Raw genomic sequence first — 12,350 nt, 5'->3', positions numbered from 1 at the left:
CTGAATAATCTGTGCTAAAATGCAGGATTAGATGGAAAACTCTATCCGAATTCGGTACAATACCGACGAATTATTTCTCTTAAACAACCTGCCGCAAGGCGAAAAGGAACGACTAATTATGTCAAACATCGAACAACAAGTTAAAAAAATTGTTGCTGAACAACTGGGCGTAAACGAAGCCGAAGTGAAAAACGAATCTTCTTTCCAAGACGATTTGGGTGCTGACTCTCTGGACACCGTAGAACTGGTGATGGCTTTGGAAGAAGCTTTCGGCTGCGAAATCCCTGACGAAGACGCTGAAAAAATCACTACCGTACAATTGGCTATCGACTACATCAACGCCCACCAAGGCTAATCGGTCGCCTCAAACACCCAGCCTCTGCTGCGCCATCGCAATAGAGGCTTTTACCTTATTATCAAACCCCTGAAATTTCAGACGGCATGAGTTTTGCCCGTTTTCACGAAGAAAAAGAGCAAGGCTGCCGCGAAAATCCCGACAACCAACAGCGAGATTATCATGAGTCAGAGAAGAGTAGTCATCACAGGTCTTGGCCAAGTATCACCGGTCGGCAACGACGTCGCCACCGCATGGAGCAATCTGCTCGCAGGCAAAAGCGGCATCGGACGGATTACCCGCTTTGACGCATCCGACATCAACAGCCAAATCGCCGGCGAAGTGCGTGATTTCGATATCGGCCAATACATCAGCGCGAAAGAAGCGCGCCGCATGGACGTGTTCATCCATTACGGTATCGCCGCCGCCCTGCAAGCCATCAATGATTCAGGCTTGGACGATTTGGAAACCCTCGACAAAGACCGTGTCGGTGTCAACATTGGCTCCGGTATCGGCGGCCTGCCGAGCATTGAAGCCACCGGCAAAGCCGTACTCGAAGGCGGCGCGCGCAAAATCAATCCTTTCTTTATTCCGGGCTCGTTGATCAACCTGATTTCCGGCCACGTGACCATCCTTAAAGGCTACCGCGGCCCGAGCTACGGCATGGTTTCCGCCTGTACCACCGGCGCACACTCCATCGGTGACTCTGCACGACTGATTAAATACGGCGATGCGGATGTGATGATTGCAGGCGGTGCAGAAGGCGCGATCAGCACTTTGGGTGTTGGCGGTTTTGCTGCTATGAAAGCCCTTTCCACCCGCAACGACGACCCTGCTACCGCATCCCGTCCGTGGGACAAAGGCCGTGACGGTTTCGTTATCGGCGAAGGCGCTGGCGTGCTGGTGTTGGAAGAATTGGAACACGCGAAAAAACGTGGTGCGAAAATCTACGCCGAAATCGTCGGCTTCGGTATGAGTTCCGATGCCTATCATATTACCGCGCCGAACGAAGAAGGCCCTGCATTGGCGGTTACCCGCGCGCTGAAAGATGCCTGCCTGAATCCCGAAGACGTCGATTACGTCAACGCACACGGTACGTCCACTCCGCTGGGCGATGCCAACGAAACCAAAGCCCTCAAACGCGCTTTGGGCGACCACGCCCGCAAAGTTATCGTTAACTCCACCAAATCCATGACCGGCCACTTGCTCGGCGCGGCAGGCGGTGTGGAGGCGTTGTACAGCGTGTTGGCGGTACACGAGCAAAAATCTCCACCGACTATCAACATTTTTGAACAAGATGTTGAAGCCGGTTGCGATTTGGATTACTGCGCCAATGAAGCGCGTGATGCGAAAATCGACGTTGCCATCTCCAATTCCTTCGGTTTTGGCGGTACCAACGGCACATTGGTATTCAAACGCTTCAAAGACTGATATAGGTTTTAAGCCAGATTGGAAAGGCCGTCTGAAACTTGGTTTTCAGACGGCCTTTATATTGTCCGTATTATAAATATTGTTGATAATCTATATCATTTATAGAATAATATGGTTTCGTCTAAAATTTGTCCGAGTTTTTCGGATGAATAGTCTAACCATATTCTACATCAGGAGTAAGTGATGAAACGCATCGGTATTTTGACATTGGCCGCTTTGGCCGCCATACCTGCATTTGCGGCTGATTTCGGCCATGAACAAGCATTGGCCATAGACGGCAAACCTGCTTATCTGGCAGAAACATCGGCCCGTATCTTGGCAAATGAAAATTTGACTGCGCCGCAGTTGGTTGAAGATATTGCCGATGGGTTGGGGTCGAAAAAAATTCCGGGTTATAAATTGATGATTATGGGCCGTACTTATTCGGTGGCGGCGGAAACCAAACCGCCGAGAGAGGGCCAAACTCAGTGGCGGGACAATACGTTCATTCATCGCGGCGTAAAACTGTTTGTCGGTATTCCGGTTAAAAACGGCAAGATGGACTTGGCAGCTGCCCGATTGATTAATATCGGCGTGGTTGACGATAACGGTGGTGCCGCGCCTCATGATGAGGGTGAAAAAATCCGTCCGGTCGGCAAGCAGCTGATGTCTCCCGATACCAAAGTGGAAAATGTGAAACTCAATATTGCCAAACTGACGTTCCCAAATATGAAATTGGGCGAAACCAGTGGCGGTGGCGTGAAATTGGAAGCGTCGGCAACATTGGACGGTAAACCGATACACACCAAAATCGACAGCACTTTCTCCCGCTTCTATTCGGCCAAACCGGCCGCTACACGGCCGTTTATGGCAGATGCACGGTTTGTGAAATAATCGCAAAGGCCGTCTGAAATCCAGTTTCAGACGGCCTTTTATTCATAAAAGCAATTTAATACCGCATCATCTTGGCATCGATTTGCTCCGCCCAAGCATCAATACCGCCTTGCAGGTTGTAGAGATTTTCAAATCCGGCGTCTTCCAAATACATTGCCGTGTGCAGGCTGCGGATGCCGTGGTGGCAATAGACAACAATGGGTAAATCATCGTTGGGCAGCTCGTTTTGGCGTAGGGGGATGAGGTCCATCGGAATATGAATGGCAGCAGGCAGGGTGCAGATGGCGCGTTCTTCATCGGTGCGGACGTCGAGCAGATGAAATGCGCGGCCTTCGTCCTGCCATTGCTTCAATTCGGTGGGCGGGAGTTGGATGATGTCGGTCATAAAGGTAGGGATAAAAGCATGAGGCCGTCTGAATTTTCAGACGGCCTGTTGTTTAAAAATCGAAATCGCCGAACGGATTGGCTGATTTGTCTTCCAAGTGGGCCACGACGGTGTCGAACAATACCTTTTCGGAAAACTCATTGCCGTTGCGTGTCAGCAAAAGCGCGTGTTGTACCGGTTTGCGGCCGACAATGATGACCATGCGGCCGCCGTCTTTCAATTGCTCTTTTAAGATTTCAGGCACGCTGTCTACTGCGCCGCCCACATAAATCGCATCAAAAGGCGCGCCTTGCGATGCTTCGGTCAGGCCGTTGTTTTGCACATAATCGACGTTGGCAAAGCCCAATTCGTCCAAAACTTTTTTGGCGCGTTGCTGCTGCTCGGCATCGATGTCGTCGGTGACGACTTTGCCGGCCAGTTTGGACAGCAGGGCGGTTGCATAGCCTGAGCCTGTACCGATTTCTAAGACGGTTTCGTCTTTTTTCAGTTTCAAACCTTGAGCCAGGCGGGCAACAACTTTGGGTTCCAACATCTTATGGCCGTTGGCCAGCGGCAGCTCCATATCCGCATAGGCCAAGCCTTGAAAAGCCTCGCCGACGAAATGTTCGCGCCCGATCTCCTCCAAAGCATCCAAAATGTCGAAATCCAAGACATCCCACGGACGAATCTGCTGTTCAACCATATTGAAACGCGCTTTTTCAAAGTCCATATTTGTGCTCCGTTCAATTCTTAATTTTATCGAAACATACATTATAAATCCTTGTCGGAGAGTGTGCCATCTTTCAGACGGCCTCGAGGCTTGTTAATAATTGCCAAGCGCACATATATCCACTAAACTTTCACATTACACCACGCTACAACAAGCAACAACCAACACACGGAGCAATAAAGATGTATCACCAAATCGGAATGTGGGATCAAAAATGGGTTATCGGCAACTGGAAAATGAACGGCCGACTCCAAAACAACAATGCACTTATGCACCGCTTCCGCGTCATGCCAACCGCCGAACGCGTATTAATCGGCCTCGCTGCCCCGACCGTGTATCTGTTGCAACTGCACAACGCCATGCAAATCGTTTTGAACAACCGCATCTTGACCTGTGCGCAAGACGTGAGCCGTTTCCCGAATAACGGCGCGTACACCGGCGAAGTGTCCGCCGAAATGCTTGCCGACATCGGTACAGACATCGTCCTCATCGGCCACTCCGAGCGCAGCCTTTATTTCGGCGAGAAAAACGAAATCCAACGCCGCAAAATGGAAAACGTCCTCAATGTCGGCCTGATTCCATTGTTGTGCGTCGGTGAAAGCCTGGAAGAGCGCGAAGCCGGTAAAGAACACGAAGTCATTGCCCACCAGCTTTCCATCCTGCAAGGTTTGAACACCCAAAACATCGCCGTTGCCTACGAGCCGGTTTGGGCGATCGGTACAGGCAAAGTCGCCACCGTCGAACAAATCGCCGACATGCATGCATTTATCTACAAAGAAATCTTGTCTTTGTGCGGAAGCGATGTTAAAATCCGCGTTCTTTACGGCGGAAGTGTGAAAGCGGATAACGCAGCCGACATCTTCGCAGTACCTCATGTAGACGGCGCATTGGTTGGTGGCGCGTCATTATCCTATGACTCCTTTACCGCCATCATCAACGCAGCACAAGCCTCGTAGAAAACATATGGAAGCCTTTAAAACCCTTATCTGGATTATTAATATTATTTCCGCTCTATTCGTAATCGTGTTAGTATTGCTGCAACACGGTAAAGGTGCGGATGCCGGCGCAACATTCGGTTCCGGCAGCGGTAGCGCGCAAGGCGTATTCGGTTCTGCCGGTAATGCCAACTTCCTCAGCCGCTCGACTGCCGTTGCTGCAACATTTTTCTTTGCGACCTGCATGGCAATGGTGTATATTCACACCCACTCCAATAAGCACGGTTTAGACTTCAGCGATGTGAAGCAGACCCAACAGGCTCCTAAGCCTGCAACGCCTGCACAAAACAATACAACTCCTGTTGCTCCGAATCCTCAGCAGCAGTAAGACAATTTGATTTATGCCGACATGGTGGAATTGGTAGACACGCTATCTTGAGGGGGTAGTGGCCGTAGGCTGTGCGAGTTCAAATCTCGCTGTCGGCACCACATTAGAAAATCTAACCGCTTTTTAGCGGTTATTTTTTCGTCTTGAGAATCTGCCTTTCCTTTATTTTTAGGCCGAGACAGGGAAATACAATGAAGCGTTTGGTTGTCGGCATCAGCGGTGCCAGCGGTTTTCAGTATGGCGTGAAGGCTTTGCAGCTTTTGCGTGAGCATCAGGTAGAAACGCATTTGGTGGTTTCGCAAGGGGCGGAGATGACCCGTGCTTTGGAAACGGATTACACCAAAGAAGACGTTTATGCTTTGGCGGATGTCGTGCATTCTGTCCGTAATGTCGGCGCAAGTATTGCCAGCGGTTCGTTTTTGACGGACGGAATGTTGATTGCGCCGTGTTCAATGAAAACTTTGGCTTCGGTTGCTCACGGGTTTGCCGATAATTTGCTCAGCCGTGCGGCGGATGTAACGTTGAAAGAGCGGCGCAGGCTGGTGTTGATGGTGCGTGAAGCGCCGTTAAACTTGGCACACATCGACAATATGCGCCGTGTAACAGAGATGGGCGGCATTGTGTTTCCTCCCGTTCCGGCTCTGTATCAGAAGCCCGAATCCATTGATGATATGATTACGCACAGCGTGTCTCATGCTTTGGACTTGTTCGGTATTGTTCAAACCGATGCGCCGCGCTGGCAGGGCTGATGTTTCAGACGGCCTGAAAATAAATTTAATACACTGAGAAAGAGGATAAAAATTATGCAAGCGATTCCTACCAATATTGTTAAATTTTTGAGCAATCATCATGTCGTCAGTATTGCCGCTGCGGCAGACGGCGAAGTTTGGGCGGCTTGTTGTTTTTATGTGTTTGATGAGGCCAATGCCCGCCTGATTGTGCTGACTTCTTTGAAAACAAAGCATGGCGGACTGATGAGCCGTTCTGCCAAAGTAGCCGGCACCATCGCCGGTCAGCCCGACAGTATCACGAAAATCAGCGGTGTTCAGTTTGCGGCGACTGCCGCTTTGATTGAAGATGAAGCGGATTTGAAAGCGGCGCAGTCTTTATTTTACAAAGCGCATCCTGCTGCTCGAGTGATGAAAAGTGATGTTTGGGCGTTGAATTTGGATAATGTGAAATTTACTGACAATAAATTGGTATTCGCACAAAAAACGTATTGGAATCGTGAGGATTAAGAAAAGGCCGTCTGAAAGATGAAATTTTAGACGGCCTTTAGCTGTATGATTTCGTATTTAATATTATTGCCAAAGTTTTTCAAATTCTGATGGGCTGATGTACTCGCTGTATGATAAATCTAAATCGGTTAATTCCCCATGTAATAAGTTGTCGCGTTCGGAGATGTTTTCGGTATGCCCATCTGCATGTAAATAGATTCGGCGAGTGTTGATGCCGTCAATGTATTCGTCAAACTGCCATACGGGGACAGCATCTAATGTTTCGGTGTTGAAGAATTTGGTATAGATATTTGTTTTGTCGTTAGATGTCATTGCGTAGCCAAATAGTCTGATGACGGTTTTCCATAAAGTAAGTGGATTTTTATTCCGAAAATATCAGAACAAAAATCCACTTAATTGAGTCAATAACTACTCGAACTTAGATTTTAATCGTGTCCGATGTCTACGGTTTTTTCTTTGTAACGTGTGTCGGGAATCAAAACAATTTTATCGTCCACTTTGCCGATGGCTTTCACGTCTTTGCCCGGATAGTCCAGCTGGTGCAGGAAGTAGCGGATACAGTTCAAACGTGCGCGTTTTTTGTCGTCGGAGCGGATGATGACCCAAGGCGCGTCGCCGGTGTGGGTGTGGAAGAACATGGCGTTTTTGGCTTCGGTGTAGTCGTCCCAGCGGTCGAGCGACTGGATGTCCACAGGGGACAGTTTCCAGTGTTTCAGGGGGTCGTCACGACGGGAGATGAAGCGGCGGAGTTGTTCTTCACGGGATACTGAGAACCAGAATTTGAACAGGTGGATGCCGCTGGCAACAAGCATACGTTCCAATTCAGGGGTTTGACGCATGAAGAGTAGGTATTCGTTAGGTTCGCAGAAGCCCATGACGCGTTCTACGCCGGCACGGTTGTACCATGAACGGTCGAAGAATACCATTTCGCCTGCGGTCGGCAGGTTTTGGATGTAGCGTTGGAAATACCATTGGCCGCGTTCGGTCGTGGTCGGTTTTTCCAGTGCGACAACGCGTGCGCCGCGCGGGTTCAAATGTTCCATAAAACGTTTGATGGTACCGCCTTTACCGGCTGCATCGCGGCCTTCAAATAGGCTGACGATGCGTTGGCCGGAATCTTTGACCCAGCTTTGTACTTTCAATAATTCGATTTGCAGTTTCTGTTTTTCTTTTTCGTAAACAGAACGGCGCATACGTTGTTTGTACGGGTAGTTGGCAGGAAGCGGTGCGCTGCTGGAATCTTCGTCTGAACCGCGTCCTTCGTGTTCCAAAACAGCCTTTTCGAATACTTGCAGCTGGTCTTGTTTCTCGCCCAGTTCAACATTCTCGAACGGTTCTAGTTGGTGGTCTGCCATAAAGTCTCCTTATCGATTAAGTTTTAAATGATATAGTGTGGTATGGTTTGATTCTACCCTTTTATGCCTCGTTCGACTACATAAAATTACATTTGAGTGCTTTTTTTGAATTTGTCTGCTAACTTATGTAAAAGCAGCGTATAATCAGCCTATTTGTACAGCAATCATGCCTTATTTCGCCCTGTTTGACGATGCCGTGAGCGGCCGAGCAAAACTCTATCAAAATCATGTAGAAAGCCATCGGTTTTATCATAACGAACTGGATTCGTTAACAAGTATTTTGCAAGCTGGCTGGAAAAAGGGTTTGCATGCAGTGTTGTTTGCAGACTACGAATTCGGATTGCCGCTGATGGATATTCCGTCTGGCCACAGTGGCAGTCTGCGTTTGCACTGGTTTGCCGATTATTCCGAAATCGATGCCGAAAACTGGCTGGCCAATCATTCAGACGGCCTTGAGGCAGGTATTTCTATTCCCCGATTCTCCGTATCCGAAGCCGATTATCTCGAGCATATCCGTCAAATCCACGAAGCCATCCGCCGCGGCGATACCTATCAAATCAATTACACCGTACGCCTGCACCTGCAAGCATACGGCAATCCGATCCAGCTTTACCGCCGCTTGCGCCAGCCTGTGCCGTATGCCGTTTTGTCTTGTCTGCCCGACGGGGTAGGGCAGGACGCGTGGACTTTGTGTTTTTCTCCCGAACTTTTCCTCAGAATCGATTCAGACGGCTTGATTACAACTGAGCCGATGAAAGGCACTGCGCCGATTCTTCACGATGGGCAAGATGAACGCCGCGCCGTTGAATTGCAAAACGATCCGAAAAACCGCGCCGAAAATGTGATGATTGTCGATTTGTTGCGCAACGACCTCGGCAAAATCGCGCAAACAGGCAAAGTACGCGTGCCTGAACCGTTTAAAGTTTCCCGTTTCGGCAGTGTTTGGCAGATGACCAGTGCCATCGAAGCGCAGGCGCTGGCTGGTGTTTCGGTTGCCGATATTCTCCGTGCAGCCTTCCCGTGCGGCAGTATCACCGGCGCACCCAAACGCATGAGTATGCAGATTATTGAGTCCCTTGAATCCGAACCGCGCGGTTTGTACACAGGCAGCATCGGCTTTTTGCATCCGTGTGATACGGGTTTGGGGTTTGAAGGCGTGTTTAATGTCGTGATCCGCACTTTATCTCTGAAGCCGGTTTCAGACGGCCTTTATCAAGGTGTTTATGGCGTGGGTTCGGGGATTGTGATTGATAGCGATCCGGAGGCCGAATATCGCGAGTGCGGTTGGAAGGCGCGTTTTCTCAATGACTTGCGGCCTGATTTCGGTATTTTTGAAACCATGCGCGTGGAAGACAAACAATGCCGTTTGCTTGATTTGCATTTGGGCCGTCTGAACAGCTCGGCGCAAGCGTTTAACCTGCCTTGGCCTCAAAATGCAATAGAGCAAATCCAACATTATATAGATGCATTGCCAAATGGGTTGTTTAGAGTCAAAGCAGCCTTGTTTTCAGACGGCCTTGCATTGAGCCATGCGGCTGTTTCTGAATTGGATGGGCAACAATATGTCATCCTGAGTGAACACACATTAAGCCAACGCGATTATCTGCGCCGTTTTAAAACCACACGCCGTGAAATTTTTGACCAAGCATGGAAAACGGCAGAAGGGCAGGGCGCATTTGACAGCTTGTTTTTCAATTCAGACGGCCTGTTGTTAGAGGGTGGAAGAAGCAATGTGTTTATCAAATATCAGGGACAATGGCTTACGCCGTCTTTGGATTTGGATATTTTGAACGGAGTGATGCGCCAAGCGGTATTGAAGCAGCCGCGGCTTTTAGGTGCGGATACAATCAAAGAAACCCGCATCACGCGTTCTATGTTGGAAAATGCGGAAGAAATCCGCTTGAGCAATGCTTTAAGGGGCGTGTTTGCGGTTTCGCTCCGTAAATAAATGGCAATAGTCAAATCATCGTGATTCAAATTGTCGTAAAGCGGCAATATCCGATAGAATACGTCATTTCAACATTGAGGCCGTCTGAAAGGGAAAACAATATGGCAAAAGCAAAAGGTGGATTGGGACGCGGTTTGGATTCGCTGATATCCAATGCGGTGGACAGCAGCAGTAGCGACCGCCTGACAACGGTTGCCATCGCCGATATTCAGCCCGGCCGCTATCAGGCGCGTGTGCAAATGGATGACGAAGCCTTGCAGGAATTGGCTGACTCCATTAAAGCGCAAGGTATTATCCAGCCGGTTATCGTACGCGAACGTGGTCTGTCTCAATATGAATTGATTGCCGGCGAACGCCGTTGGCGTGCTTCCCAGTTGGCCGGTTTGACCGAAATTCCCGTCGTCATCAAAACCATCAGCGACGAAACCGCGTTGGCCATGGGTTTGATTGAAAATCTGCAACGCGAAAACCTCAATCCGATTGAAGAAGCGCAAGGTTTGAAACGCCTCGCCGACGAATTCGGTCTGACTCACGAAACCATCGCAAAAGCCGTCGGTAAAAGCCGTAGTGCCATCTCCAACAGCCTGCGTCTGTTGAGCCTGCCTGAGCCGGTTCAGGAAATGCTTTACCAACGCCGTCTGGAAATGGGTCATGCCCGTGCGTTGCTGACCTTGCATGTGGTCGATCAATTGGAGTTGGCGCAAAAAACCGTCAAAAACGGCTGGTCGGTGCGCGAAGTAGAACGCCGCAGCCAATTGGCACATCAAAAAGCTAAGCCCGAAGCAGCCAAAACCATCAGCCCGGATATCCGCCGCATCAATGATGCATTGACCGAGCATTTGGGTGTTAATGCCGAAGTCAAAACCAGTAATCAGAAAAAAGGCAAAATCGTGCTGCATTTTGATACGCCGGAAACATTCGAATATTTGCTGAAGCAGTTGGGCATCAATCAAGCGTTCTAACGGCTTTATAAATAGAACGGGCCGTCTGAAAAAAGCTTTTCAGACGGCCTCAATTTTTGAAAAAGCGTAGAGCGTATAAATGTTTACAATACAAATCAAAATCTTCTGTAAAATCTATGTAACAACATGTAATTTGTGTTAAACTCCATTCCAGCAAAGATTTGTTTTATATGTGTTAATCATTTATTTGTGAAAGGTTCACAAAGATTAACATATTGCTTGACGTTAACAAACTTCTTGATTATATTAGCCTGCCTTGCTTTTTGGGGTACAAAGTACAATGAATCAGATAGTCCCATTGCAAGTGATTGTATTATTAATAATTTCAGTTGTTTGTGCATTATTTTCCGGATTGCCCGGCTTCCTCTCTGCTTTGGCGGGAGGATTTTCGTACATTGTCCCTACCCTTGTTGCAGTTTTACTTTTAAAGTTTTCCCGACGAAATCCCGAGTTGCAAAGCTCGATGTTTGTCGGCGGAGAGGTTTTAAAAGTAGTGCTGTCGCTGGTATCTATGTTGGTCGTTTTCGCGATATGGCATCGATCACTGGTATTTTACCCATTTTTATTGGCGTTTCTTGGCGTCAGTCATTTGGTTTTTTTAGTATTGTTGAGAGTAAAACACTATGGCAGGTGAAACTATGACCGCTGCCGACTACATCAAGCACCACTTGCAAAGCTTGACCAGTATGTCGGATGTTACTCAGGGTCAAGGACTGAAAAACATTGCTGATTTTTCGTTCATTAACCTTGATGCAATCTTTTTTGCCGTTCTGTTGGGCGTAATCGGCAGCTTCCTTTTGTGGCGCGGTGCCAAAAAAGCGACGGCCGGCGTTCCCGGTCGTTTTCAAGCGGCTGTTGAAATTCTGTTCGAATTCGTGGATGACATGTGTAAAAGCATTATCCATAACGAACAATCGCGTAAAGCCGTTGCCCCGTTGGGTCTGACCTTGTTTGTCTGGATTCTCTTGATGAATGCCATGGATATGCTGCCGGTTGATTTGCTGCCGATGGCATGGCAAGGCATTACCGGTAATCATCATGCCCTGTTGCGTGTCGTGCCGACAGCTGACTTGAATACGACTTTGGCTCTGGCGATTGGCGTATTGCTGATCTGTATTTATTACAATGTCAAAATCAAAGGCCTTGGCGGTTGGATTCACGAGTTGTTCTGCGCACCTTTTGGTCCGTGGCTTGCTCCGGCCAACTTCCTGCTGAACTTGGTAGAGTTTTTGTCCAAAACCGTATCCCACGGTATGCGGTTGTTTGGTAATATGTATGCTGGCGAGCTGGTGTTCCTGTTAATTGCCCTGTTGGGCGGTGCATGGGCGTCAACCGGCAGTGTTGAAACTTTGGATCCGATTTTATTTGTGTTCCACCTGATTGCCGGTTTGGCTTGGGCGATTTTCCACATTTTGGTCATCACCTTGCAGGCATTTATTTTCATGGCGTTGGCGTTCGTATATATCGGACAGGCGCATGATGCACACTAATCAAGTAGTTTTTTCGTAGTTTGTTTTTTGTAGTTTAACCTTTACTATTTTAAGGAGTTTAAAAATGGGTTTGATTGCTATCGCATGTGGTTTGATCGTTGCCTTGGGCGCATTGGGTGCCTCTATCGGTATCGCAATGGTTGGTTCTAAATACTTGGAATCTTCTGCTCGCCAACCTGAGCTGATCGGTCCGCTGCAAACTAAACTGTTCTTGATCGCTGGTCTGATCGATGCGGCTTTCTTGATCGGTGTGGCTATTGCCCTGTTGTTCGCCTTCGTTAACCCGTTTGGTGGTGCGTAAT

The 12,350-nt window shown here is 48.6% G+C and carries 16 protein-coding genes and 1 tRNA gene; 13 read left to right on the top strand and 4 right to left on the bottom strand.

Annotation, left to right across the window (positions count from 1 at the left end; genetic code table 11):
• The first annotated feature begins 118 nt into the window (after positions 1–118).
• From acpP to HMPREF2711_RS04370, 3 genes are all read left to right on the top strand, one after another.
• A complete protein-coding gene (gene acpP / locus HMPREF2711_RS04380) occupies positions 119–355 on the top strand; it encodes an acyl carrier protein (protein ID WP_003679644.1) in 237 nt (78 codons plus the stop codon).
• Positions 356–517: 162 nt separating this feature from the next.
• Positions 518–1,765, top strand: a complete 1,248-nt coding sequence (gene fabF, locus HMPREF2711_RS04375) for a beta-ketoacyl-ACP synthase II (RefSeq protein WP_070615772.1) — start codon at positions 518–520, stop codon at positions 1,763–1,765.
• 183 nt (positions 1,766–1,948) lie between these two features.
• Positions 1,949–2,638: a hypothetical protein gene (locus tag HMPREF2711_RS04370; protein WP_070615656.1), complete on the top strand. Its 690-nt coding sequence runs from the start codon at positions 1,949–1,951 to the stop codon at positions 2,636–2,638.
• Positions 2,639–2,693: 55 nt separating this feature from the next.
• Here the strand turns inward: HMPREF2711_RS04370 and HMPREF2711_RS04365 are convergent, their stop codons facing one another.
• Both HMPREF2711_RS04365 and HMPREF2711_RS04360 read right to left on the bottom strand, forming a co-directional pair.
• On the bottom strand, positions 2,694–3,023 hold the full coding sequence (locus HMPREF2711_RS04365; RefSeq protein WP_070615654.1) for a rhodanese-like domain-containing protein: 330 nt from the start codon (positions 3,021–3,023) through the stop codon (positions 2,694–2,696).
• Positions 3,024–3,075: 52 nt separating this feature from the next.
• Entirely contained in the window at positions 3,076–3,732 is a 657-nt protein-coding gene (locus HMPREF2711_RS04360) for a protein-L-isoaspartate O-methyltransferase family protein (RefSeq protein ID WP_036492097.1), read from the bottom strand.
• A gap of 182 nt (positions 3,733–3,914) precedes the next feature.
• On the opposite strand from HMPREF2711_RS04360, the gene tpiA reads away from it, so the two are divergent.
• From tpiA to HMPREF2711_RS04335, 5 genes are all read left to right on the top strand, one after another.
• Complete coding sequence (gene tpiA / locus HMPREF2711_RS04355) at positions 3,915–4,688, top strand: triose-phosphate isomerase (protein ID WP_003748082.1); 774 nt, start codon at positions 3,915–3,917, stop codon at positions 4,686–4,688.
• Positions 4,689–4,695: 7 nt separating this feature from the next.
• Complete coding sequence (gene secG, locus HMPREF2711_RS04350; protein ID WP_036492092.1) at positions 4,696–5,055, top strand: preprotein translocase subunit SecG; 360 nt, start codon at positions 4,696–4,698, stop codon at positions 5,053–5,055.
• 15 nt (positions 5,056–5,070) lie between these two features.
• Positions 5,071–5,156 (top strand) — tRNA-Leu (locus tag HMPREF2711_RS04345).
• A gap of 90 nt (positions 5,157–5,246) precedes the next feature.
• Positions 5,247–5,804, top strand: coding sequence for a UbiX family flavin prenyltransferase (locus tag HMPREF2711_RS04340; RefSeq protein ID WP_049323108.1), 558 nt, complete (start codon positions 5,247–5,249; stop codon positions 5,802–5,804).
• A gap of 54 nt (positions 5,805–5,858) precedes the next feature.
• Positions 5,859–6,293, top strand: coding sequence for a PNPOx family protein (locus tag HMPREF2711_RS04335; protein WP_070615650.1), 435 nt, complete (start codon positions 5,859–5,861; stop codon positions 6,291–6,293).
• Between the two features lie 63 nt (positions 6,294–6,356).
• Here HMPREF2711_RS04335 and HMPREF2711_RS04330 read toward each other — a convergent pair whose 3' ends face one another.
• The gene (locus tag HMPREF2711_RS04330) at positions 6,357–6,605 is read right to left on the bottom strand and encodes a hypothetical protein (RefSeq protein ID WP_003748091.1); all 249 of its coding nucleotides are present in this window, start codon (positions 6,603–6,605) and stop codon (positions 6,357–6,359) included.
• Positions 6,606–6,718: 113 nt separating this feature from the next.
• Positions 6,719–7,648, bottom strand: coding sequence for a polyphosphate kinase 2 (gene ppk2, locus HMPREF2711_RS04325; protein WP_003748092.1), 930 nt, complete (start codon positions 7,646–7,648; stop codon positions 6,719–6,721).
• 166 nt (positions 7,649–7,814) lie between these two features.
• Between ppk2 and HMPREF2711_RS04320 the strand changes: the two genes are divergently transcribed.
• From HMPREF2711_RS04320 to atpE, 5 genes are all read left to right on the top strand, one after another.
• Entirely contained in the window at positions 7,815–9,596 is a 1,782-nt protein-coding gene (locus HMPREF2711_RS04320; protein WP_003748094.1) for a bifunctional chorismate-binding protein/class IV aminotransferase, read from the top strand.
• Between the two features lie 101 nt (positions 9,597–9,697).
• A complete protein-coding gene (locus tag HMPREF2711_RS04315; protein ID WP_003748096.1) occupies positions 9,698–10,558 on the top strand; it encodes a ParB/RepB/Spo0J family partition protein in 861 nt (286 codons plus the stop codon).
• Positions 10,559–10,838: 280 nt separating this feature from the next.
• Positions 10,839–11,192 carry an ATP synthase subunit I gene (locus tag HMPREF2711_RS10810; protein ID WP_003748097.1) on the top strand — a complete coding sequence of 118 codons (354 nt, stop codon included), beginning with the start codon at positions 10,839–10,841 and terminating at the stop codon, positions 11,190–11,192.
• On the top strand, positions 11,182–12,048 hold the full coding sequence (gene atpB / locus HMPREF2711_RS04310) for a F0F1 ATP synthase subunit A (RefSeq protein WP_003748099.1): 867 nt from the start codon (positions 11,182–11,184) through the stop codon (positions 12,046–12,048). Before HMPREF2711_RS10810 ends, atpB begins: the two co-directional genes overlap by 11 nt.
• Positions 12,049–12,112: 64 nt before the next feature.
• Entirely contained in the window at positions 12,113–12,349 is a 237-nt protein-coding gene (gene atpE / locus HMPREF2711_RS04305) for a F0F1 ATP synthase subunit C (protein ID WP_003748101.1), read from the top strand.
• Position 12,350 lies beyond the last annotated feature (1 nt).

The sequence above is a fragment of the Neisseria sp. HMSC070A01 genome (assembly GCF_001810165.1).
In the GTDB taxonomy this organism is placed as follows: domain Bacteria; phylum Pseudomonadota; class Gammaproteobacteria; order Burkholderiales; family Neisseriaceae; genus Neisseria.
This window is presented reverse-complemented; position numbering and strand designations above follow the sequence as displayed.

Bases quoted from the DNA above. Each gene is read 5' to 3' on its own strand.
- atpE (WP_003748101.1), top strand. From the start codon at position 12,113: ATGGGTTTGATTGCTATCGCATGTGGTTTGATCGTTGCCTTGGGCGCA.
- HMPREF2711_RS04365 (WP_070615654.1), bottom strand. From the start codon at position 3,023: ATGACCGACATCATCCAACTCCCGCCCACCGAATTGAAGCAATGGCAG.
- atpB (WP_003748099.1), top strand. From the start codon at position 11,182: ATGGCAGGTGAAACTATGACCGCTGCCGACTACATCAAGCACCACTTG.
- HMPREF2711_RS04370 (WP_070615656.1), top strand. From the start codon at position 1,949: ATGAAACGCATCGGTATTTTGACATTGGCCGCTTTGGCCGCCATACCT.
- tpiA (WP_003748082.1), top strand. From the start codon at position 3,915: ATGTATCACCAAATCGGAATGTGGGATCAAAAATGGGTTATCGGCAAC.
- HMPREF2711_RS04315 (WP_003748096.1), top strand. From the start codon at position 9,698: ATGGCAAAAGCAAAAGGTGGATTGGGACGCGGTTTGGATTCGCTGATA.
- HMPREF2711_RS04330 (WP_003748091.1), bottom strand. From the start codon at position 6,605: ATGACATCTAACGACAAAACAAATATCTATACCAAATTCTTCAACACC.
- HMPREF2711_RS04335 (WP_070615650.1), top strand. From the start codon at position 5,859: ATGCAAGCGATTCCTACCAATATTGTTAAATTTTTGAGCAATCATCAT.
- secG (WP_036492092.1), top strand. From the start codon at position 4,696: ATGGAAGCCTTTAAAACCCTTATCTGGATTATTAATATTATTTCCGCT.
- HMPREF2711_RS04320 (WP_003748094.1), top strand. From the start codon at position 7,815: ATGCCTTATTTCGCCCTGTTTGACGATGCCGTGAGCGGCCGAGCAAAA.
- HMPREF2711_RS04340 (WP_049323108.1), top strand. From the start codon at position 5,247: ATGAAGCGTTTGGTTGTCGGCATCAGCGGTGCCAGCGGTTTTCAGTAT.
- HMPREF2711_RS04360 (WP_036492097.1), bottom strand. From the start codon at position 3,732: ATGGACTTTGAAAAAGCGCGTTTCAATATGGTTGAACAGCAGATTCGT.
- ppk2 (WP_003748092.1), bottom strand. From the start codon at position 7,648: ATGGCAGACCACCAACTAGAACCGTTCGAGAATGTTGAACTGGGCGAG.
- HMPREF2711_RS10810 (WP_003748097.1), top strand. From the start codon at position 10,839: ATGAATCAGATAGTCCCATTGCAAGTGATTGTATTATTAATAATTTCA.
- fabF (WP_070615772.1), top strand. From the start codon at position 518: ATGAGTCAGAGAAGAGTAGTCATCACAGGTCTTGGCCAAGTATCACCG.
- acpP (WP_003679644.1), top strand. From the start codon at position 119: ATGTCAAACATCGAACAACAAGTTAAAAAAATTGTTGCTGAACAACTG.